This is a genomic window from Paracoccus sanguinis, from assembly GCF_012689545.1.
Taxonomy (GTDB): domain Bacteria; phylum Pseudomonadota; class Alphaproteobacteria; order Rhodobacterales; family Rhodobacteraceae; genus Paracoccus; species Paracoccus panacisoli.
Genome location: NZ_CP051542.1, coordinates 2,224,790 through 2,245,952, shown reverse-complemented (window position 1 = coordinate 2,245,952; position 21,163 = coordinate 2,224,790). Strand labels below are relative to the sequence as shown.

20 protein-coding genes and 1 pseudogene are annotated in these 21,163 nt (G+C 73.0%); 7 read left to right on the top strand and 14 right to left on the bottom strand.

From position 1 onward, the window contains the following. The first annotated feature begins 13 nt into the window (after positions 1-13). Both HGN31_RS10715 and HGN31_RS10710 read left to right on the top strand, forming a co-directional pair. Positions 14-502, top strand: coding sequence for a VOC family protein (locus HGN31_RS10715; RefSeq protein ID WP_168783170.1), 489 nt, complete (start codon positions 14-16; stop codon positions 500-502). 599 nt (positions 503-1,101) lie between these two features. Next, positions 1,102-1,716, top strand: coding sequence for a hypothetical protein (locus tag HGN31_RS10710; protein ID WP_168783169.1), 615 nt, complete (start codon positions 1,102-1,104; stop codon positions 1,714-1,716). Here the strand turns inward: HGN31_RS10710 and HGN31_RS16525 are convergent. The 4 genes and pseudogenes from HGN31_RS16525 to HGN31_RS10690 form a co-directional block, all read right to left on the bottom strand. Continuing rightward, positions 1,713-2,870 (bottom strand): Hint domain-containing protein, encoded by a 1,158-nt coding sequence (locus tag HGN31_RS16525; RefSeq protein ID WP_244960976.1) that lies wholly within the window; start codon positions 2,868-2,870, stop codon positions 1,713-1,715. The genes HGN31_RS10710 and HGN31_RS16525 overlap by 4 nt on opposite strands. A 199-nt stretch (positions 2,871-3,069) precedes the next feature. Then, the gene (locus HGN31_RS10700) at positions 3,070-3,831 is read right to left on the bottom strand and encodes an ABC transporter permease (protein ID WP_168783168.1); all 762 of its coding nucleotides are present in this window, start codon (positions 3,829-3,831) and stop codon (positions 3,070-3,072) included. Positions 3,832-3,986: 155 nt separating this feature from the next. Further along, positions 3,987-4,916: pseudogene (locus HGN31_RS10695) on the bottom strand (ABC transporter ATP-binding protein); the annotation flags it as partial. Positions 4,917-4,945: 29 nt separating this feature from the next. Next, positions 4,946-5,767, bottom strand: coding sequence for a helix-turn-helix domain-containing protein (locus HGN31_RS10690; RefSeq protein WP_168783166.1), 822 nt, complete (start codon positions 5,765-5,767; stop codon positions 4,946-4,948). Between the two features lie 192 nt (positions 5,768-5,959). Between HGN31_RS10690 and HGN31_RS10685 the strand changes: the two genes are divergently transcribed. Beyond that, the gene (locus HGN31_RS10685) at positions 5,960-6,835 is read left to right on the top strand and encodes an SMP-30/gluconolactonase/LRE family protein (RefSeq protein WP_168783165.1); all 876 of its coding nucleotides are present in this window, start codon (positions 5,960-5,962) and stop codon (positions 6,833-6,835) included. Here HGN31_RS10685 and HGN31_RS10680 read toward each other — a convergent pair. The 3 genes from HGN31_RS10680 to HGN31_RS10670 all read right to left on the bottom strand — a co-directional run bounded on the left by HGN31_RS10680 (position 6,832) and on the right by HGN31_RS10670 (position 9,361). After that, positions 6,832-7,671, bottom strand: coding sequence for a lysophospholipid acyltransferase family protein (locus HGN31_RS10680; RefSeq protein WP_168783164.1), 840 nt, complete (start codon positions 7,669-7,671; stop codon positions 6,832-6,834). The two genes, HGN31_RS10685 and HGN31_RS10680, sit on opposite strands and share 4 nt — an antisense overlap. Next, a complete protein-coding gene (locus HGN31_RS10675; protein WP_036733074.1) occupies positions 7,671-8,567 on the bottom strand; it encodes a cell division protein FtsX in 897 nt (298 codons plus the stop codon). The genes HGN31_RS10680 and HGN31_RS10675 overlap by 1 nt, the downstream gene beginning before the upstream one ends. Positions 8,568-8,686: 119 nt before the next feature. After that, positions 8,687-9,361, bottom strand: coding sequence for a cell division ATP-binding protein FtsE (locus tag HGN31_RS10670; protein ID WP_036733044.1), 675 nt, complete (start codon positions 9,359-9,361; stop codon positions 8,687-8,689). Between the two features lie 178 nt (positions 9,362-9,539). On the opposite strand from HGN31_RS10670, the gene HGN31_RS16325 reads away from it, so the two are divergent. Then, complete coding sequence (locus tag HGN31_RS16325; RefSeq protein ID WP_211096285.1) at positions 9,540-10,448, top strand: zinc-ribbon domain-containing protein; 909 nt, start codon at positions 9,540-9,542, stop codon at positions 10,446-10,448. A gap of 42 nt (positions 10,449-10,490) precedes the next feature. Continuing rightward, positions 10,491-11,033: a hypothetical protein gene (locus HGN31_RS10660; RefSeq protein ID WP_168783163.1), complete on the top strand. Its 543-nt coding sequence runs from the start codon at positions 10,491-10,493 to the stop codon at positions 11,031-11,033. A 200-nt stretch (positions 11,034-11,233) separates the two neighbouring features. Here HGN31_RS10660 and HGN31_RS10655 read toward each other — a convergent pair whose 3' ends face one another. The 5 genes from HGN31_RS10655 to argH form a co-directional block, all read right to left on the bottom strand. Further along, on the bottom strand, positions 11,234-13,915 hold the full coding sequence (locus HGN31_RS10655; protein ID WP_244960975.1) for a DUF4175 domain-containing protein: 2,682 nt from the start codon (positions 13,913-13,915) through the stop codon (positions 11,234-11,236). After that, positions 13,912-15,177, bottom strand: a complete 1,266-nt coding sequence (lysA, locus tag HGN31_RS10650) for a diaminopimelate decarboxylase (RefSeq protein ID WP_168783162.1) — start codon at positions 15,175-15,177, stop codon at positions 13,912-13,914. Before lysA ends, HGN31_RS10655 begins: the two co-directional genes overlap by 4 nt. Positions 15,178-15,632: 455 nt before the next feature. Further along, entirely contained in the window at positions 15,633-15,857 is a 225-nt protein-coding gene (locus HGN31_RS10645; RefSeq protein WP_139305904.1) for a hypothetical protein, read from the bottom strand. Positions 15,858-15,973: 116 nt separating this feature from the next. After that, entirely contained in the window at positions 15,974-16,135 is a 162-nt protein-coding gene (locus HGN31_RS10640; RefSeq protein WP_168783161.1) for an argininosuccinate lyase, read from the bottom strand. Continuing rightward, positions 16,132-17,559, bottom strand: coding sequence for an argininosuccinate lyase (gene argH / locus HGN31_RS10635; protein ID WP_168783160.1), 1,428 nt, complete (start codon positions 17,557-17,559; stop codon positions 16,132-16,134). Before argH ends, HGN31_RS10640 begins: the two co-directional genes overlap by 4 nt. A 30-nt stretch (positions 17,560-17,589) precedes the next feature. Here argH and HGN31_RS10630 point away from each other — a divergent pair, with 30 nt between their 5' ends. Beyond that, positions 17,590-18,135: a TlpA disulfide reductase family protein gene (locus HGN31_RS10630; protein ID WP_036735208.1), complete on the top strand. Its 546-nt coding sequence runs from the start codon at positions 17,590-17,592 to the stop codon at positions 18,133-18,135. 101 nt (positions 18,136-18,236) lie between these two features. On the opposite strand, the gene HGN31_RS10625 is transcribed toward HGN31_RS10630, so the two are convergent. Continuing rightward, on the bottom strand, positions 18,237-18,830 hold the full coding sequence (locus HGN31_RS10625; RefSeq protein ID WP_168783159.1) for a DNA-3-methyladenine glycosylase I: 594 nt from the start codon (positions 18,828-18,830) through the stop codon (positions 18,237-18,239). A 94-nt stretch (positions 18,831-18,924) separates the two neighbouring features. Between HGN31_RS10625 and HGN31_RS10620 the strand changes: the two genes are divergently transcribed. Further along, a complete protein-coding gene (locus HGN31_RS10620; RefSeq protein ID WP_168783158.1) occupies positions 18,925-19,758 on the top strand; it encodes an EAL domain-containing protein in 834 nt (277 codons plus the stop codon). 651 nt (positions 19,759-20,409) lie between these two features. Here the strand turns inward: HGN31_RS10620 and rpe are convergent. Next, a complete protein-coding gene (gene rpe, locus HGN31_RS10615; protein WP_168783157.1) occupies positions 20,410-21,102 on the bottom strand; it encodes a ribulose-phosphate 3-epimerase in 693 nt (230 codons plus the stop codon). Between the last annotated feature and the right edge of the window lie 61 nt (positions 21,103-21,163).

The following is a 21,163-nucleotide window of genomic DNA, read 5'->3' as shown; positions in this document are numbered from 1 at the left end:
GAGGACATCGACCATGGCCGCCCCCAAGAACACCATCTGCCTCTGGTACGACGGCGACGCCGAGGCCGCCGCCCGCTTCTACGCCGCGACCTTCCCCGACAGCGCCGTGACCGCCGTCCACCGCGCCCCCGCGGACTTCCCCGGCGGGCACGAGGGCGACGTGCTGACGGTCACCTTCACCGTCTGCGGCATCCCCTGCCTCGGGCTGAACGGCGGCCCGACGTTTCCCCAGACCGAGGCGTTCTCGTTCCAGATCGCCACCGACGACCAGGCCGAGACGGACCGGCTGTGGCAGGCCATCGTCGGCAACGGCGGGACCGGGAGCGCCTGCGGCTGGTGCAAGGACCGCTGGGGCGTCTCGTGGCAGATCACCCCGCGGGTGCTGACCGACGCCCTCGCGCAGGGCGGCGCGCCGGCCCGGCGGGCGTTCGAGGCGATGATGACGATGCGCAAGATCGACGTGGCCGCGATCGAGGCGGCCGTGGCGGCGGAAGGTGCGTGACGGAGGGGGGCGCGCTTTCTTGCCGCCTCCCTTGGGTTGCCACGCCTCACCATGTGCTTCGCCTCGGCGCCCGCCGCAAGTCACCGCGGCTCGTCACCAAGCGACGCCGGTCCCTCTCCCTAAACGTCAGCCTACCCACCTCCCCATGTCGGACCGTTCCAACATTGTCACGTGGCGCCACCGAACTCGCTCCTTCACCTCCCGAAGTCGGTGGCTGTTCCGACCCGCACGTGCTCTGGCTCCCTATTTGCTTCGCCGCACCGCCGACTCCGGTTCATCGCCGACTCCGCTTCGCACCCTCGCTCCGACCCGCCACCTGCCCAGCCTAACCACCTGCGGCGGCTCCCCACCTGCGGGGGCTCACCGCCTGCCCCGGTTCACCAGCTGACAGACCTCACACCTGCTCGGACTTGCCCCCTGCCGGGCCGAGCCAACCGGTTCTACCGCTTCCGCCAAGCTCTGCCCGGCCAGACCTCCGGCTCGGACCAACCGTCCCCAAGCGACCGCCCGGCTCGCCTCACCCCCGAATCCCCTCGCCGATGCCCCGCGACGCAGCGCCGCGGCTTTTCCTCGGCCTCGCGGCGGGGCATGATCGCGCCATGACCCAACGCCTCCGCCCTGCCGCACTCGCGGTCCTGACGCTGTTCGCCGTCCTCGCCGGTTGTGCCGCCCCCGCCGGGGTGAGCGGCGCGGCCCCCGGACAACCTGCCGCCCAGACCGGACAACCCGCCGCCCCGACGGCGGGGGTGCGCCTGCCGACCGTGACCCTGCCGAGCGTCACCCTGCCCGCGGTCACCCGGCCCGGCGCGCGCCCGGCCGCGGCCGCGCCCGCCGCCCCTGCGGCGCCGCAGGGCCCGATCGTCATCCGCGACAACCGCGGCGGCAACGTCGTGCAGATGATGGCCCATCGCCAGCAGCTCGCCGCCTCGGGCCGCCCGGTCGAGATCCGGGGGCTCTGCAACTCGGCCTGCACGATGCTCGTGACCCTGCCGAACGCCTGCCTCGCGCCGGATGCGACGGTGGGGTTCCACGCCCCGCGGCTGCCCAACACCCAGGTGATCCCGCCGATCGTCGACCAGCTCATGGCCACGACCTACCGCAACGGCATCCGCGCCCGCTGGTTCAACGAATGGCGCCACTCGCTCAGCATCCAGTCGATCACCGCGCGCGAGTATGTGGCGCTCGACCCCATGACCCGGCTCTGCCCGCGCTAGGCAGGCAGTAACTCGGGCAGCCACTCGACCTCTCCCGCGGCCACCGGCGCCAACGGAAGCGCCGCCACCAGCGGCTTGCGGTTCTTCACCTGACGCTCGACCAGCCTGCGGCTCTGCGCGCCGCGCAGCATCGGGCGCGCGGGCGCGGGGGTCGCCGCGCCCTCCTCCAGCAGCCCCGGAAAGATCGCCACGATCTCGGCCAGCGCCTCGGGTGGCAGCGCCTGCCGGGCCATCGGCCCGAGATAGAGCGACTCGGCCTCGGCGCCGTTGGCGAAGACGATCTCGTGGGCGTCGAACATCAGGTGCCAGTAGCCGACGCCCCCCGGCGCCGCGATCCGCTCGACCCCCGGCAGGCCCACCAGATGGACCGCCGCCACCAGCACCTCGGCCTGCCCCGCCATCCGCCCGGCGATGGGTGAGCGGACCAGCACCCGGTGCTGGGGCGAAAGCGTCAGGTCGCGCGCCGGCTGTCCCGTCCCCAGTGCCCCCGCAGCGATGCGGATCGGCGCCAGCCGCGGCGCCTGCGCGAGCTCGGCCCCCGACAGCCGCCGCCCGCCCAGCCAGCGCAGCGGCTGGAACCCGTGGTCGCGGGTCACCACACGCTCGCCCACCCGCAGCGCCTCGACCGGGCGCGGGCCGTCCGCCGTCTCGATCAGCGTGCCGGTGGCGAAGCACATCGCCGGCGCGACCTTCAGCCGGTTCTCGTTGTCGCCCGAGAAATACGCGATGGTGAGGTAGGTGCTCTGGTCCATCGTGCCGATCGACAGGCGTTCGATCGTCCCGCCGGGGTAATATTTCTCGTTCTCCTTGGCGAACTGATCGTATTCGATGGCGAGATAGCGGCGGGTCGTCCCGTCGCTGACCGTCAGCACCTGATGCGAGCTGTAGAGATACATGGTCGAGCCGTCCGGCATCACCGTGGCGACCGTCGCCGTGATCTCGTGCATCCGGCTGATCGTCCAGGCGGTCCCGTCGAGCATCACCTTGTCGCCCACGAGGACGGTGCCCGCACTCGCCGTCTCGACCGTCACCGGCTCGAGGATCGGGCCGAAGCTCAGCGGGGCCGGGTTCGGGCTTCCGGCGTAGCTGTATTCGGCCGCGGGGGCGGGCGGCCCGGACAACTCGAAGAAATCATGGAGTGTTGCCGTCGCCACCTGCCCTCGCCCCTGTCCCCAGCCGCCGCTTGTCGCGCGGCGTTGCGAATCGAGTAGCCGGGGATTGGTTAACGAAGGGTTAAGATGGTGCGGACGTGGTTAACTTTTTGCGCGAAGCGGCTCGGGTCGTTACAACTTTGCCGCGATGGGGCGCCCGCACGACGGTCGTGCCGGCGACCCGCTCAGCCCGCCGACCGCTTCACTCCCGCAGCCGCCAGCCGGTGAGAAATATCCAACGCACCGCCACCAGCAGCACCGCGATCATCACCACCACCGCCGCGAGCGACAGCCCGACCGGCACATCGGCCATGCCGAAGAACGACCAGCGGAACCCCGAGATGAGGTGCAGCACCGGGTTGAAGGTGGCGATCCGGTCCCACGGCGCCGGCAGCATCGAGGCCGAGTAGAACGCCCCCCCGAGGAACACGAGCGGCGTGATCACCATCATCGGCACCAGCTGCAACTGCTCGAAGTTCTTGGCCCACAGCCCGATGATGAAGCCCAGCAGCGAGAACGCGAGCGCGGTCAGCACCAGAAACACCAGCATCCACACGGGATGGGCGATGTGGACGCCGACAAAGGCGAAGCTGGTGACCAGGATGATCAGCGCGATCAGCACGGCCTTGGTCGCCGCCGCCCCGACGAAGCCCAGCGCCACCTCGGCCCAGCCGGTGGGCGCCACCAGATATTCGTAGATCGTCCCCGAGAACTTGGGGAAATAGATGCCGAAGCTCGCGTTCGAGACCGACTGCTGCAGCACCGTCAGCATCATCAGCCCCGGCACGATGAAGGCGCCATAGGCGATCCCCTCGACCGCCTGGATGCGCCCGCCGATGGCCGCGCCGAACACGATGAAATACAGCACCGTCGAAAGCACCGGCGAGGCCAGCGACTGCCAGATGGTGCGGAAGAACCGCGCCATCTCGTGCCGATACATCGCCCGGACCGATTGCCAGTTCATGCCGTGCCCCGCCCTGCATCCCGCGCCACGGCCGCATCCCCGGCCTCTGCGCCCGCAGCCTCGCCCAGCGCCTCGGTCACCGGCGGGGCCGCCGGGGCCGGACCCTCGTCCGTCGCCCCTGCCCCGAGGCGCCCCGCGGCACCCCCCGCGGCGCCGCCATGCTCGAGCAGCGCCATGAACACCTCTTCCAGAGAGGATTGCGTCGTCGCCACGTCCCGCACCGCGATCCCGCGCTCGTTCAGCGCCGCGAGCAGCGCCCCGATCCCGGTCCGCGCCGCCCGCGCGTCATAGTCATAGTCCAGCCGCAGCCCGCCCGGCGCCAGCGTCAGCCCGGCCGCGATCCCGGGCGGCAGCCCCTCGGGCAGCGCCGCGAGCGGCCGGTCCACCTCGACCGTCAGGCGCTTCCGCCCGAACTCGCCCATCAGCTCGGCCTTGGGGCGCACGAGCAGCAGCCGGCCCTTGTCGATCACCCCGATGCGGTCGGCCATGTCCTCGGCCTCTTCGAGGTAGTGCGTGGTCAGGATGATGGTCACGCCCTGCGCGCGCAGGTCGCGCACCACCTGCCACATCTCGCGGCGCAGATGCACGTCCACCCCGGCGGTGGGTTCGTCGAGAAACAGCACCCGCGGCCGGTGCGACAGCGCCTTGGCGATCAGCACACGCCGCTTCATCCCGCCCGAGAGCTCGCGCGTCTTCGCGCCCCGCTTCTCCCACAGCGCGAGGCTGCGCAGGAGCTGTTCCAGATAGGCCTCGTCCGGCCCCTCGCCATAGAGCCCGCGGGTGAAGCGGACGCTGTCGATCACCGTCTCGAAGGGCTCGAGCGCGATCTCCTGCGGGACCAGCCCGATCAGCCGGCGCGCCGCGCGCCAGTCGGTGCGGATGTCGTGGCCGCCGACCCGGACGGTCCCCCCGGTCGGCACCACCAGCCCGCAGATGATCGAGATCAGCGTCGTCTTCCCGGCCCCGTTCGGCCCCAGCAGCGCGAGGATCTCGCCCGGCTCGATCGCCAGCGACACCTCGTCCAGCGCCACCGTGCCGCTGCCGTACCGCTTGGAGAGGCGGTCCACCTCGATGATCGGGGGCATGGAGGCTCCTTGTCTGGATCGGGCCAGAGCTAGGGGTGGTGGGGCGGGTTGTCCAGACCCGGCCCGGACTGCGCCGGGTTGTGGCCGAACCGTGCCCGATAGGCGCGCGCGAAATGCCCGCGCGAGCGCAGCCCCGCGGCGGCGGCGGCAGCGCCGGACCGGCCGGTCTCGGACAGGACGCGATGCGCGCGCTCCAGCCGGGCGCTGCGCAGAAGCGCCCGGAACGAGGTCTTTTCGGCGGCCAGCCGGCGCCGCAGGGTGGCGTTGCCAAGGCCCAGCGCCGCGGCCGCCTGATCGACGGTCCAGTCCCGCGCCGGATCGGCCGCCAGCAGCCGGGCCAGCCGCTGGCCCGCCCGCGCCCGCAGCAGCCACCCCCCGACCGGGTCGTCGAGCACCAGCGCGGCCAGCTCGTCCAGCCGCGCCTGCCGGACCGCCGGGCGCGAGGGCGCGTCGGCGATCGCCTGCGCGGCGTGCCACAGCGCCGCCTCGAGCGCGCCGGTCATCGTCAGCGCCAGGCCGGGTCCGGCGCGGCGCGCCGACACGGGCAGCGCCGCGGCCCCCAGCTCGATGATGAGCGCCCGATACCAGCCGCGCTGCGGATCGGGGATGTTGACGGCGGTGAGCGGCGTGTCGGCGGGCACGATGAAGGCGTCGCCGGGCCGGCAGACCGCCGCCTCGTCCGCGCCGAGCCACAGCTCCTTGCGGCCCTCGAGCACGATCCCGACCGCGGGCTGCTCGACAAGGACATCCGCGATCCGCTCGCGGCTGAGCGCGCAATAGGTGAAGAGACCCGGCCCGGCGCCGACCTTGCCGGTGCCGGGCACGGGTCCGGCCGCGGGCGGCGGGACCATAGCCCGCAGGCGGTTGATGAGCGTGAGCTGGGGATCGGCGATCGTTATGCGGCCGAGAGTGCCACCCCGCGCGCCCGCGCGCATCACCCGATCGAGCGTTTCGGGACCAGAGTCGCGCGGGCCGGGACCACGCGCCTTCGCCCGCCCCGCTAGACCCGGACCCAGAGCCGGATCATCAGGAAAGGACATCCGATGCGCTTCACCCTCGCCGCCGCCGCGCCCGTGCCCGCGCTCGTGCCCGTGCTCGTGGCCGCGCTCGTGGCCGCAGGCCCCGCCGTGGCCGACGCCCCCGCCCTCGCCCATCCCGAAAGCGTCGTGATGGCGGGCGAGCAGGGCTTTGTCTCGAACCTCGGGCAGGCTCTCGACACCTCGACCCGGGACGGGGACGGCTTCATCGCCCGGATCGGCCCGCAGGGCGAGGTGCTGGACGGCCCCGCCATCCCGCAGCCCGACACCCCGCTCGATTCGCCCAAGGGTCTGGCGCTGCTGGGCGGGCGGCTCTACGTCGCCGACATCGACCGCATCGTGGCCTTCGATCCCACGACCGGCCGCCAGCTGGCCGAATACCGCCCCGCGGGCGCGCGGTCGCTCAACGACCTCGCCCCGGCCGGCGAACGTCTGCTGGTCACGGATTTCGAGGCCGGGCGCGTGCTCTCGCTCGACCCCGGGACCGGCCGGTTCGAGGTGATCGCCAGCGGGATCGGCGGCGCGAACGGCGTCGTGGCCGACGGCGACCGCGCCTATGTCGTGGCCACCGGCGCGCAGCTGGAAGGCGGCGGCATCACCCGCATCGACCTGACCAGCGGCGCCACGGCGCCGGTGGGCGACCTCCACGGGCGGTTCGACGGCGTGGCGCTGGCCGCGGACGGGGCGCTGATCGTCAGCGACTGGGTGGCGATGGGGACCCCGACGCCCGGCCGCATCCTGCGGGTCGATCCCGCAACCGGCGCGGCTGAGCCGGTCGCCGCCCCGGCGATGCAAGGCCCGGCCGATCTCGCCCGCAGCGGAGACAGCCTGCTGGTCCCGGTGATGCCGGAACACCGCGTGGAGGTGCTGCCCGCGCCCTAGGCCCGGGGCGCCTCCGCGGCCGGCAGCGCCAGCCCGGCCATCGCCATCAGCGCGTCCGAGCGGCCCTCGATCAGCGCCTCGAGCCGGGCCACGGTCTCGGGCGGGTCGGCCTCGGGCGGGACCGGCGGCAGGAACTCGATCACCGACCGGCCGGGGCGGATGCGCAGCCCCTCGCGCGGCCAGAACATCCCGCAGTTCACCGCCACCGGGTGCACGTTCAGCCCGGTCGCCGCCTGGACCGTCCCCACCCCGTGCTTGTAGCGCCGCCGCTCGCCCGGCCGGGTCCGGGTGCCCTCGGGATAGATGATGAGCTGGCCCAGCCCCTCGGGCCCGGCCATGCGCTCGGCGATCTCGCCGGTGATCTGGCGCATCGCCTCGACGCCGCGGGCGCGGTCGATGGGGATGCAGCCGGCGCGGCGGGCGTAATAGCCCATCACCGGCACCCGCATCACCTCGCGCTTCATGATGAAGCCGCATTGCGGCACGGCGTGCGAGATGGCGAGGATGTCGAGGAAGCTCTGGTGCTTCGCGGCGATGATCGCGTCGGTGGTGGGCGGCGTGCCGCGCAGTTCGACCGAGACGCCGAGGATGGTGCGCGCCGCGGCCAGCAGCCGCCCGGTCCAGACCACCGGCAGGACATGGGCGTTGCGCGGGTCGCGCATCACCTTGGGCAGCCACCACAGCCCCATGACCAGCGTGACCCCGGCGATCCAGAGGTAATAGACGGTCGTTCGCACCCGCCACAGCGCCGGCAGCGGGCCGGGGCGATAGGCGGCCGGATCGGCCGCCGGGCCGTGGTCCAGCGCCCAGCCGGGGGTCTCGACCCGCCGGGCCATCAGCGCACCGCCCGCAGCATCCGCAGCGCCGCGGCGCGGGTGGCGACGAAGCCCACCAGCACCCCCACCACGGGGATCAGCAGCGGCGCGAGCCAGCCCCAGCCGGTGAAGCCGAGCCCGGTCAGGAACCCGCCCGCCGCGTTCATGTCGGGCAGCGCCCAGACCGCGAGCATCCCGATCAGCGTGCCGCCCGCCGACCCCAGCGCCACCCGGCGGGTGAGCCGGCGCACGAAGGCCTGCGCGATGGTCAGGTCACGCGCCCCGATCAGCCGCATCACCCGGATCACCTGCCCGTTCGCCGCCAGCGACGCCTGCGCCGCGAGCGTCACGATCGCCGCCCCCGCGGCCCCGATCAGCGCCAGCGACAGCCAGCCGAGCGTCCTGAGCCGCGAGGCCGCCGCGACCAGCGGCCGCCGCCACTGGGTGTGGTCGTCCAGCACCGCGCCCGGCGCCTCGCCCTCGAGCCTCAGGCGCAGGGCGGCGGCGTCGAAATCGTCGTCGGTATGGACCTCGATCAGCCGCGGCACCGGGAGCGCGTCCACCGGCACGTCGGGGCCGAACCACGGCTCGAGCAGCGCCTCGACCTCGTCGGGCGGCAAGAGCCGGCGCTCGGCCACGCCCGGCGTGGTCTCGAGCGCGGCCATCACCGCCGCGGTCTCGGCCTCGATCGCCTCGGGCGGGGCCGAGACGCGCACCGTCACGGTCTGCGCCAGCCCCTCGGCCCAGCGGTCGGCCAGCCGCCCCGTCGCCAGCGCCAGCGCCAGCGCGAACACCGCGAGGAACGCCATCACCCCCGCCGCGAACACCGTCAGCCGGGCGTTCATGCCGGTCGGCGGCACGATCCGGTCAGCCAGCCCCGCCTGCCGCCCGATCAGCCCCCGCCACAGCGTCGCCATGTCCAGCGCCTTGAGGTCGGCCCGCGCCGCCGTGCCGCCGCGCCGCGCGAGGTCGCGCATCCGCGCACCCGCGTCGCGCAGCTTCGCGCGGCTGTCGCCACGGCTGTCCCCCGGCCCGCTCACAGCTCGGCCCCCGCGGTCTGCAACCGCCCGCCCGCGATCCTGAGCACCCGCGCCGACACCATCTGCTTGGCCGCGCGGATCAGGTTCAGGTCGTGGGTGGCGATCAGCACCGTCTTGCCCGAGCGGTTCAGCTCGACCAGCAACTGCAGCAGGCGCAAGGACATCTCCCAGTCGAGGTTTCCGGTCGGCTCGTCGGCCAGGATCACGTCCGGCGACAGGATTACTGCGCGCGCCAGCGCCGCCCGCTGCCGCTCGCCCCCCGACAGCGACGGCGGCATGGCGCGCGCCTGCCCGGTCATCTGCACCCAGGCGAGGAGGTCGCGGATCGCCTGCATGTCGATGGGCTGGCCCGCGACCATCATCGGCAGGGCGATGTTCTCGGCCACCGGCAGGTGGTCGAGGAACTGGGTATCCTGGTGCACCACCCCGATCCGCCGCCGCACCCCGGCGATGGCATCGCGGCCGAGCGTCGCGGCATCCTCGCCGAACAGCGTCATCTGCCCGGCCGAGGGCAGCAGGTCGGCGATGCAGAGCCGCAGGAAGGTCGTCTTGCCCGCCCCCGACGGCCCGGTGAGGAAGTGGAACGAGCCGCGCGGCAGGCTGAGGGTGAGGCCCTTGAAGAGCGCGCCACCCCGTGGGTAGGCGAAGGCCACATCCCGCATCTCGATCACGTCAACCCTCCTTGCCCCCGCCCCCGGTCCCGCCCCTCGGGTGCCCTGCGGGCGCGCTTGGCGGTCGGACGGGGTCTTGATAGACGGGAGCGTGATAGAACGTCCGGGCGGCGATGGAAACACGGTGCCGCACGGCACCGGGCCGCGACCGGGCCGGGTACAGGAACGGAGGGCTTCCATGCGGCTGGTCTGCCCGCGCTGCGGCGCGCAGTACGAGATCGACGCCGAGGCGATCCCCGCCCGCGGCCGCGACGTCGAGTGCTCCGCCTGCGAGCACGTCTGGCGCGCCTATCCGGCCGGGTTCGACCCCGCCGCCCGCCCCGCGCTCAGCCGGCCGCTGGACGAATCGGTGATCGAGATCCTGCGCGGCGAGGCCGCCCGCGAGCTCGAGGCCCGCGCCGCCGAGCGCGAGGCCGAACGCGCCACCGCCCGCACCGCCGCGGCTCTCGCCCGCCACGCGACCCCCGACACGACCCTGCCGGGCGACGCGCCGGAGACGCCGGCGGAAGGTCTGGTGGTCGGGCCGTCGCGCGACGCCGATCCGGCGGGTGCGGGCGCTGTGCCTGAGGGGATCGAACCCGCGCCGGTCTCTGCTGCGCCGTCCACGCTGCCCGCTGCACTGACGCCGGCCGCGCGCCCCTCTGCGCCACCCGCCGCATCGCCTCTAGATGTGCCGCCCGCCGCCGACGCCACCGACGGCGACCTGACCCTCAGCCCTGACCCCCGCAGCCCGGACTCGCGCGGGACCGCCCCCTCGGACCCGCCCCCGCACACCACCGAGGCACCCGCCTCCACCGCCGCCCACACGTCCGCTCCGCTGCCCAACCCGGCCCCCCGGGCCACCCGGCGCCCGCCCCCCGCCGTCACCCGCGCGGCCCGCGCCCGGCGGCGGCACGACGCGGGCTATCACCTCGCGGTGATGGTGGCGCTGGTGGCGGTGACGCTCTACGCGCTGGCGCCCCGGATGGCGGATCAGGGGGCGCTCGGAACCACGCTGATGAGCTGGCGGGCGCAGGTCGACGAGGGCCGCATCTGGCTCGACACCCAAGCCGACGCACTGGTGGCCCGGGTGCGCGGGGCGCTCTGAGGCAAGGCGCAACGGGCGGGGCATCAGGCAGTCGGGTCGAGGATGAAGGTCGGTCTTCCTGCTGCTCTGACCGTGCATGGCACAGCCTACGACCTCGCACATCTGGCGCCGTTCCGCCTGACCCTAGCTGGTCAAGCCGCAGGAGGTCGCGATCTTGCCGTGCGGGTGACCTTCAGTTCTCACGTCTTCTCGACCGCACCTGTTGGGGCCGCACATGATTTCCTGGACGAAAACGGGGCACCCCGGTCTCTCTGCGGCCAGCGATTTCATCGGTCATTGACGTTGGCGAACGATATCCGACAGATCGTCGCCGCGAACGCGTACAGTTGGCCAAGCCGCGACCGAAATCAGGTCAACCATCTCGCCGTATTGCCCGCACCCCAGGCCGCGCTGCTGAACGGCGTCCACTGGGTCTTGTTCTATTATCTCTATCCCAGCGCCATCGACGATCTCGATGTCGAGATGTCGATCAGGTCTTGTTATCAGCAGCCGCTGAACTTTCAAAAACATCCGCGACGCGAAAAAATCCGCAGCCTGATCAAGACAGCGCATTTCAAGAATTGTCGCGTTCCCGCTCAGCGCTGACCCTGCACCGCCCGTCTCGGACAACGAAAAAGGCCCCCCGAAGGGGGCCTGTCGTCATGCGGGTCCGCCTTACCGTGATATACCGACCCCGGAGGGTGCGTATGCAGCAGCGATCTTCCGAAAGCCCCGCTGTCTGCTGCTGGTTATTTAACTACCGCATTCGGCCTTTCGTTGCAAGGATTTTCGCCCCTCGGCCCCCCTCACTCCGCCCCGAGCAACCGCCCCAGATAATCCCGCTCGGCCCGCGGCCGGGCCGGCTCGCCGGCGCGGCGGCGGATCTCATCCTGCAGCTCGCGCGCCCGGCCCGCCTGCCGCTCGCCCTCGGCCAGCGCCTCGCCCGAGGCGATGTTGCCGCCCTGGCCGCTGCGGTCGCGGCCCAGCGGATCGCGGCCGGGGCGGTCCGCGCGGCCCTCGCCCTCGCCCTGCGCGCGGCCCGTCATGCCGGCCTGCCCGTCCTCGCCGGTGCCCTGGTCGCCCGGCTGGCCGCGCTCGCCCCCCTGCCGCGCGGCGAGGTCGCCGAGCGCCCGCATCCCCTCGCGCAGCGCCTCGATCGCCTCGGCCTGGCGGTCCATCGCGCCGGCCGGGTCGCCGTCGCGCAGGGCCTGTTCGGCGTCCTCCATCGCCCGGCCGGCGCGGTCGATCTCGCGCCCCGCGGCCTCGCCCTCGGGGGTGCCGCGGCCCGGCATCAGCCCGCGCTGCCGCCCCAGCTCCTCGCGCAGGCCGCGCTGGCGGTCGGCGAGGCTGCCGCCCTCGGCCTCCCCCTCCCCTTCGCCCGCACCCGCGCCCGGCTCGCCCGGCTGCGCGCCCTCGGGCCCGGCCCCGGCCTCCCCCTCGCCCGGCGCGGCGCCGCTTTCGGGGTCCATCCCCTGTCGCCCCAGCCCGAACGGATCGCGTTGCGCCTCGCGCAGCGCCTCGTCGGCCAGATCCTGCTGCTCGCGCAGCGTTTCGGAGAGCCGCCGCTGCGCCCGGCTGCCCGGCGCGCCCTCGCCGCCCGCGCCGCCCTCGCGCATCTCGAGGTTCTCCATCATCCGGTTGAACTGCTCGAGCAGCTCGGCCGCCTCGGACATCCGCCCCTCGTTCATCAGCCGCTGGATCTCGTCCATCATCTGCTGGATCTGGTCGCCGGTGATCTCCTGCACCGGGCGTTCCGAGCGGTCGAAGCGCGCCGCCGGGTCCTCGCCCTGCTGCGCGAGCATCTCGGTATAGGCGTCGGTCGCGGCCTTCAGCTCGTCCATCAGCCGGGCGATCTCGTCGGGGCTGGCGCCCTGGCGGATGGCCTGGGACAGCCGCTCCTGCGCCTGCCGCATCCGCGCCAGCGCGTCCGACAGCCCCCCGTCCTCGATCGCCACCGCGGCTGTCCACAGCCCCTCGGCCACCGCGTCGCGGGCCTCGGGCGTCAGCGGCCCGGCCTCGAGCGCCTGCACCGCGGCGACGATGGCGCGGGCGGCGTCGTCGGGCACCGCGCGGTCGGGGCGCCAGACCATCGCCCGGATCAGCCGGGCGCTGCGGGCGGCGTTGTCGCGCGACCACATCAGGTCGCGGCGCACCTCGGCCAGCCCCGCGGCCAGCGGGTCGAAGAACCGCCGCCCCGGCAGCACCATCGCCACCGGCGGGGTGGCCCCGGTCTGGCCGATCCCGTCCTGCACCTCGAGCGTGATCCGCACCGGCAGGTTGGCCCATGGGTGCCGCGCCAGATCGGCGCCGAGCGTCCCCTGCACCTGCCGCCGCGCCCCCGCCGCGGGCAGCGGCAGCGGCAGGCTCAGCGCCTCGCGCGGCTCGGGGTCGGGCGTCAGGCCGAAGCGCCGGTCCACCGCCTGAAGGTCGAGCGCGATCCGCGCCGTGCCGGCCGCCACGCCGTTGTCGTCGCGGGCGCTGAACCCCTGCGCGAGCCGCCCGTCCGCGCGCCGTGTGGCGAGCGCCGCGAGGCTCACCTCGGGCGCCGCATCCGGCGTCACCGTCAGGGCGAAGCGCCGGTCGCCGACGCTCACCGTCCCGTCGCGCCGCGCGGTGACGCGCTCAAGCCGCACCGCCTCGGGCGCGCCCGCCGCGCCCGCCGGCTCGGCCAGCGGCTCACCCACGTCCTGCGCCACGGCGAGCCCGTCGCCATAGAGGCGGAAGCTCAGCACCGTGCCCTCGGGCACCACCAGCCCGTCCGCCTCGAGCGCGTTGAGATAGATCGTCGGCCGCCGCGTATAGGCCGGCGGCTCGGCCCAGCCCTCCCACGCCGGCCCGGCGGAGGCGCCCGGATCGGGCGCGTCCCGCAGCGGCCGCCAGCCCGAGGCCATCGCCGAGAGCCCCTGCCCCGCCGGGGCAAGGCCGCCGAAGACCAGCGCCATGACCAGCGCGGTCAGCGCCATCAGCCGCAGCCCGTAGGGATCGCGCCGCACCAGCCCCGCGTCGGGGACGACCGGGCGCGCCGCGGCGGCGGCGGCCCAGGCGCGGTCGAGATGCGCCTCCCACAGCGCCGCGGCCTCGGGGCCGCCCAGCGCCATGCGGTCGCCCAGCGCGCTGAGCGGCCGCCCGGCCAGCCGCCGGTCCACCCGCGCCAGCGCCTCGGCGCGGCGCGGGGCGCGGAACCGCAGCCACCCGGCCAGCGCCGTCGCCGCGAAGATCAGCGCCCAGAACCCGCCCAGCGCCGCCAGCGCCCAGCCCGGCACGCCCGCCGCATCGAGCCCCGCCACGACCCCCAGCGCCAGCGCCGCGACCAGCCCGGCCGCCAGCGCCGCGGGCGCCCAGAAGCTCGCCGCCAGCGCCTCCCACCAGAGGCCCGCGCGGGTCAGCGCCACCGCCCGCCGCGCCGCCCGCGGCAGCGCCGGCTCAACGCCCGTCCCGCCGCCCGCCGGCGGCGCGTCCCGCCCGGCCTCGGGCGGGAGGGCGCTCACAGCCAGTCCGGGATGCGGTCGCGGCCCAGCATCTCCTCGATCGTCGGCCGCGCCCGGATCACCGCATAGCGGTCGCCCGAGACCAGCACCTCGGGCACCAGCGGGCGCGAGTTGTACTCGGACGCCATCACCGCCCCGTAGGCCCCGGCCGAGCGGAACGCGACCAGCTCTCCGGCCTCCAGCCCCGGCAGCTCGACCCCGCGGGCGAAGGTGTCGCCGCTCTCGCAGACCGGCCCGACGACGTCGACCGGCGCCACCGCGCTGCCCGGCGCCCGCTCGACCACCGGCACGATGTCGTGGTGCGCGTCATACATCGCCGGCCGGATCAGGTCGTTCATCGCCGCGTCGAGGATCAGGAAATCCCGCCCCTCGCCGCGCTTGAGAAAGATCACCGAGGCCAGCAGCACGCCCGCGTTGCCGACGATGTTGCGCCCCGGCTCGATCTCGATCTCGCAGCCCAGATCGCCCACCGTCTCGCGGATCACCTGCCCGTATTCCAGCGGCAGCGGCGGCGCCTCGTTGCCGCGCCGGTAGGGGATGCCGAGGCCCCCCCCCATGTCGAGGCGCGAGATCGCGTGCCCGTCCGCCCGCAGCACGCGGCAGAGGTCGGCCATCTTGCCATAGGCCTGCCGGTAGGGCGCGAGGTCGGTGAGCTGGCTGCCGATGTGCATGTCGATGCCCACCACGCGCAGCCCCGGCAGGCGGGCGGCCTGGGCATAGACCTCGCGCGCCCGGGCGATCGGGATGCCGAACTTGTTCTCAGACTTGCCGGTGGCGATCTTGGCGTGGGTCCTGGCGTCCACGTCGGGGTTCACCCGCACCGCGATCGGCACCTCGGCGCCCATGGCGGCGGCCACCTCGGACAGCACCGCAAGCTCGGGCTCGCTCTCGACGTTGAACTGGCGGATGCCGCCGGCGATGGCGCGGGCCATCTCGTCGCGGGTCTTGCCGACGCCCGAGAACACGATCCGCTCGCCCGGCACGCCCGCCGCCACGGCGCGCGCATATTCGCCGCCCGAGACCACGTCCATGCCCGCGCCGAGGCCGCCCAGCAGCCGCAGCACCGCGAGGTTCGAGTTCGCCTTGACGGCATAACAGACGAGATGTGGCGTCCAGGCCAGCGCCTCGCGGAAGAGGTTGAAATGCCGGGTCAGCGTGGCGGCGGAATAGACATAGACCGGGGTGCCGACCTCGGCCGCGATCCGCGCCAGCGGCACCTCTTCGGCGTCCAGCGCCCCGTCCCGGTAGGTGAAGTGATCCATGCCGCCCCTGATCGCCCGTGCCCGACCGCGGCCCCGCGCGCCCCGAGGGACGCCAGCACCGCGAGCATCCGGTATAGCGCGCCCCGCGGGGGCGTTGAAGGCCGCGCGCGTTGGTGCGGGGGTCCAGCGAAGGGCCGGCGCCGGGAGGGTGCGTCCGGTTGCACGACCGTCCCGCAACGGTGCGTGTGAACACGCACCCTACGACCTTCGCCCCTTCCCACGGTCGCCCGACCGTCCGTCAATGGTGCGTGTAAACACGCACCCTACGCGACGCCTCCCGGCGTAGGGTGCGTGCTCCGCACGCACCAACCCCACGTCCCCCTCGGCGTACGGTGCGTGCTCCGCACGCACCAATCCCGCCCTCGCCGTAGGGTGCGTGCTCCGCACGCACCAACCCACAACGCCAATGCGCAAGACCCCACCACCGCCCCGACGCCGGCGCCCGCCTCAACCACTCAGCGGATCGCAATCCCCTCGAGGTCCGAGCGCGACAGCGACACCGGCGGGTGCGGGCGGTTCGGGTTGTAGACGTAGGTGCCCTTCTGGATCATCACCGCCGTCTCGGGCCCGTCCACGGTCGTGCGCCGGGTCTCGCCGCCGCAGGCGGCCAGCGCCAGCACCGCGACCAGTCCCATGCCGATGCCGGTGCCCCGGCCGCCCCATGCGTTCAAGCTGCTCAATTCCTGTCCCCTTGTCCTGCCTGTTCGCCCTGCCTGTTCGCCCTGCCTCGCCGGGCTCTCGTCCGGCCGGGTCATGGCCCGGCCTGCCCTGCCCGCGGTTCGCCGCGGTGCCGGGATCAGTTGTAGCGCATCCCCACATAGGCGTCGCCGGTCACGCGAACGCCCGGCTGCACCGTCACCTGCGTCGCGGTGGGGGCCGCCGGCGCCACCGGCGCCCCGTCCACCCCGCACCCCGCCAGTGCGGCCAGCGCCGCCAGCCCGAGCCATGCGCGAATCATTCCCACCCCTCCATCACGCCCTTCCAGCGGGCGATCTGCGCCCGCACCTGATCCGGCGCGGTTCCGCCATATGATTGCCGCGAGGCGACCGAGTTGTGAACGCCCAAAACCTCATACACCTGCTGCGTTATCGCAGAATTGACCGCCTGCATCTCGACCAGCGTCAGCTCGGGCAGGTCCACCCCCCGCTTCTCGGCCGCGGCGACCAGCGCCCCCGTCGCGTGATGGGCGTCGCGGAACGGCAGCCCCGCCTCGCGCACCAGCCAGTCGGCAAGGTCGGTGGCGGTGGAAAACCCGCTCGAGGCCGCCGCCTCCAGCCGGTCGCGGTTCACCGTCAGGTCGGACATCATCCCGGTCGTCGCGGCCAGCGCCAGCATCAGCGTGTCGGCGGCGTCGAAGACCTGTTCCTTGTCCTCCTGCATGTCCTTGGAATAGGCGAGCGGCAGGCCCTTCATCACCGTGAACAGCGCGACCGCCGCGCCGAGGATGCGGCCGATCTTGGCCCGGATCAGCTCGGCCGCGTCCGGGTTGCGCTTCTGCGGCATGATGCTCGACCCGGTGGACCAGCGGTCGGACATGGCGACGAAGCGGAACTGGGCCGAGGACCAGATCACCAGCTCTTCGGCCAGCCGGCTCAGATGGGTGGCACAGATCGCCGCCGCACTCAGGAACTCGAGCGCGAAGTCGCGGTCGCTCACCGCGTCGAGGCTGTTGGCGCTCGGCCGGTCGAACCCCAGCGCCTGCGCCGTCGCGTGGCGGTCGATCGGGAACCCCGTCCCCGCCAGCGCCGCCGCGCCCAGCGGGCACTCGTTCATCCGCGCCCGCGCGTCGGTGAAGCGGCCGATGTCGCGGCCCAGCATCTCGACATAGGCCATCATGTGATGGCCCCAGGTCACCGGCTGCGCGGTCTGCAGATGGGTGAAGCCCGGCATCACCCAGTCCGCCCCCGCCTCGGCCTGCGCCACCAGCGCACGGATCAGCGCCTGCAGGCCGCCCACCGCCGCGTCGCACTGGTCGCGCACCCACAGCCGGAAATCCGTCGCCACTTGGTCGTTGCGGCTGCGCGCCGTGTGCAGCCGGCCCGCCGGCTCGCCGATCAGCGCCTTCAGCCGCGCCTCGACGTTCATGTGGATGTCCTCGAGCGCGGTGGAAAAGACGAAGTCCCCGCCCTCAATCTCTGACAAGACGGTGAGCAGCCCTTCCCGGATCGCCTCGGCATCGCTAGGGCTGATGATGCCCTGCGCGGCCAGCATCGCCGCGTGGGCCCGGCTGCCCCGGATGTCCTGGGCGCTCATCCGCCGGTCGTACCCGATCGAGGCGTTGATCGCCTCCATGATCGCGTCCGGCCCGGCGGCGAAGCGCCCGCCCCACATGGTGTTGGCGGAGCGTTCCGCGTCACGGTCGGGGGTCTGGGGGTCGGTCATCACGCGGTCCTGTCTGTCGGGGGAAAGCTCATGCTGCGGTCACTCGCCCTTTATACGTCGCTGCTTTTGGCTGCAAACGCCGCCGCCGGAGGGGCGGTGGACTGGCAGGCCGCCCGCGACGCGGGCCTGCCGAAGCTGGTCGAATCGACCCCGGCGCCGGCGCCCGAGACCACCTTCACCGATCTGACCGGCGGGACGCACACGCTCGCCGACTGGAAGGGCAAGGTGGTGCTGCTCAACTTCTGGGCCACCTGGTGCGCCCCCTGCCGCGAGGAGATGCCGGCCCTCGACGCGCTGCAGAAGGCCCGCGGCGGCGACCGCTTCGCGGTGCTGACCGTCGCCTCGGGCCGCAACACCGAGGCCGCGATCACCCGCTTCTTCGCCGAGGCCGGGGTGAGCGCGCTGCCGACGCTGACCGACCCGCAGATGGCGCTGGCGCGCAGCATGGGGGTGCTGGCGATGCCGGTCACGGTGCTGATCGACGCCGAGGGGCGCGAGGTGGCGCGGATGACCGGCGACGCCGACTGGTCCTCGCCCGCCGCGCTGGCGCTGATCGACGCGATGCTGGCCGAGTAGCCGCGGGCTCAGGTCCGGGGTTTGGGGGGAGCGGGGCCGAGCCCTGCGCCGGCTGCATGGCGTTCGCATGAACTGTGCATGAACGGTGCAGGAACGCTGCATCACCTGTGCATGGCGGTTTTCCCAAGCGCGGCCACGGGTTGATGCCGGTGGCAGGTCACGAGGTGGTCGTTGACCATCCCCGTCGCCTGCATGAACGCATACGAGATGACCGGCCCGCAGAACCGGAACCCCTCGGCCTTCAGCGCCCTTGCCATCGCCCGCGATTCCGCCGTCTCGGTCGGCACCTCGGCCGGGCCGCGCCAGGCATTCCGGATCGGCTTCCCGTCCACGAATCCCCACAGAAACCCCGCGAATCCGCCGGATCTTTCCTCCAATTCGAGGTATTTTCGCGCCCCCGCGACGGTCGCCTCGATCTTGCCGCGGTGGCGCACGATGCCCGGATCGGCCAGCGCCCGCGCCACCTCGGCCTCGCCCCAGCGGGCCACCCGAGCGGGGTCGAAGCCGTCGAAGGCCGCGCGGAAATTGTCGCGCTTTTTCAAGATGGTGATCCAGCTCAGCCCGGCCTGGAATCCGTCCAGCACCAGCTTCTCCCACAGCGCCTGCGGGTCGGTCTCGGGCACCCCCCACTCGTCGTCGTGATAGGCCTGGTACAGCGGATCGGTCCCGCACCAGGGGCAGCGTTCGGGTGTCACCGCGTTAACCCTCCGGCGAAAAGGCGGGCGAAGTTCACGGTCTGTTAGCGCATCCTGTGTCTATTGACGACCAAGGCGATTCCAAGAGGCTGACATGACCCCCGACCCTGATCAGATCGTGCTGGACGGCACCTCCTCTCCGCTGGATTTCGCCGCCGACCGGCAGTCGCGCCTGACGATGTCCACGGTCCGCGGCGCGGTCGAACGCGGCGATGCGGTGCTGGCCTTCCAGCCCATCGTGCCCTCGGACCGGCCGACCCGCCCGGCCTTCTACGAGGGGCTGATCCGCATCATCGACGAGACCGGGCGCTTCGTCCCGCTGCGCGATTTCATGCCGCTGGCCGAGCTGAGCGAGCTGGGCCGCCGCATCGACTGCCTGTCGCTCTCGATCGGCCTGCGGTCACTGGCCGAACAGCCGGCGCTGCGGCTTTCGGTGAACATGTCAGCACGTTCCGTGGGTTATCCGGACTGGATGCGTACGCTCGAGCAGGGGCTGGCGCAGGATCACAGCGTTGCCGAGCGGCTGATCCTCGAGATCACCGAAAGCTCGGCCATGGGGCTCGCCGACGAGGTGCGGCCGTTCATGCAGGACCTGCAGTCCCGCGGCATCAGCTTTGCGCTGGACGATTTCGGCGCCGGCTACACCTCGTTCCGCTACCTGCGCGAGTTCGCCTTTGACCTGATCAAGATCGACGGCCAGTTCATCCGCCAGATCTCGGCCCAGCGCGACAATCAGGTGCTGACCGAGGCGCTGATGTCCATCGCCCGGCATTTCGACATGTTCACCGTCGCCGAACAGGTCGAGACCGCCGACGACGCGGCCTTCCTCATCAACCTCGGGATCGACTGCCTGCAGGGGTTCTACTTCGGCGCACCGACCATCTCGCCGCCGTGGCGCACCCCGCAGGCCGCGACCGCGCGGGGGTAGGAGCGAGGTGGCGGTGCGTTTAGCGCTGCCGCTCGCCGTCTGGCGCCACGGTCGCGGCGCAACAGGCGTACCGCCGCCTCGGCGCGACTAGCGGGGCGCTGCCTCGACGCGCTTGGCAGCACCGTCCGGGTGCGACGCGCGCACCGCTCACTCGACGCGCCCGGCACCACCGTTCGGCACGACCCGCGCCCCGCCGCCCCGGCGCAACTAGCTGGACGCTGCCTCGGGAGGTCTAGCGCCAACGTTGCGGCGCGAGGTCCGCACCGCCGCCTTAGCGAGACCAGCGGGCAGTTGACTCGACGCGCCTCGCACTGTGGTTCGGCACGACTAGCGCAGGGCCGTTCGGCGTCGGCACTTTTGCACCGCCGTCTCGCTGCGACAAGCGCACCGCTCCCTCAGCGCGCCCGGCACCAACGTTCAGCACGACCAGCGAACCGCAACTGACGGGCTGCTTCCTCGATGCGCTTGGCACAACCGTCTTGGCGCGACGAGTTCACCGCTTCCCAGGCGCGCCCGGCATCACCGCCTCGGCGCGCCCGGCATCACCGCCTCGGCGCGCCCGGCATCACCGCCTCGGCGCGCCCGGCACCACCGTCTCGGCGCGCCCGGCATCACCGCCTCGGCGCGCCAGGCACCACCGTTTCAGCGCGACTAGCGCACCGCCGCCTCGGCCGCCTCGCGGATGGCGCGGATGGCGCGGCCGTAGACCTCGGGCGTTGCGACCGAGCCGCCCTTGAACACCGCCGACCCCGCGACCAGCACATCCGCCCCCGCCGCCGCCACCAGCGGCGCCGTCACCGGGTCGATCCCGCCGTCCACCTGGATGTGGATCGGCCGTTCGCCGATCATCTCGCGCAGGCGGGCGATCTTCTCGACCGACGAGGGGATGAACTTCTGCCCCCCGAACCCCGGGTTGACGCTCATCACCAGCACCATGTCGCAGAGGTCAAGAGCATAGCCCACCGCCTCGGGCGACGTGCCGGGGTTGAGCGCGACCCCTGCCTTGGCCCCGGTGGCGCGGATCGCCTGCAGGGTACGGTGGATGTGCGGCCCGGCCTCGACGTGGGCCACAATCATCTCGGCGCCGGCCTCGGCATAGGCCTCGATGTAGGGATCGACCGGGGCGATCATCAGGTGCACGTCCATGAAGGTCGTGACGTGCTTGCGAAACGCCCGCACCGCGGGCGGCCCGAAGGTGAGGTTAGGGACGAAATGCCCGTCCATCACATCGACGTGGACCCAGTCGGCCCCGTGCGCCTCGATGGCCGCGATCTCGCGGCCAAAATCGGCAAAATCGGCGCTGAGGATCGACGGGGCGATCCTGATGCGGCGGTCGAACTCCATCGGCCCTCTCCCGGCTGTGCCCGCGCGCGGGCGCGTCTGCCGCCCCCGCTACGGCGATTGG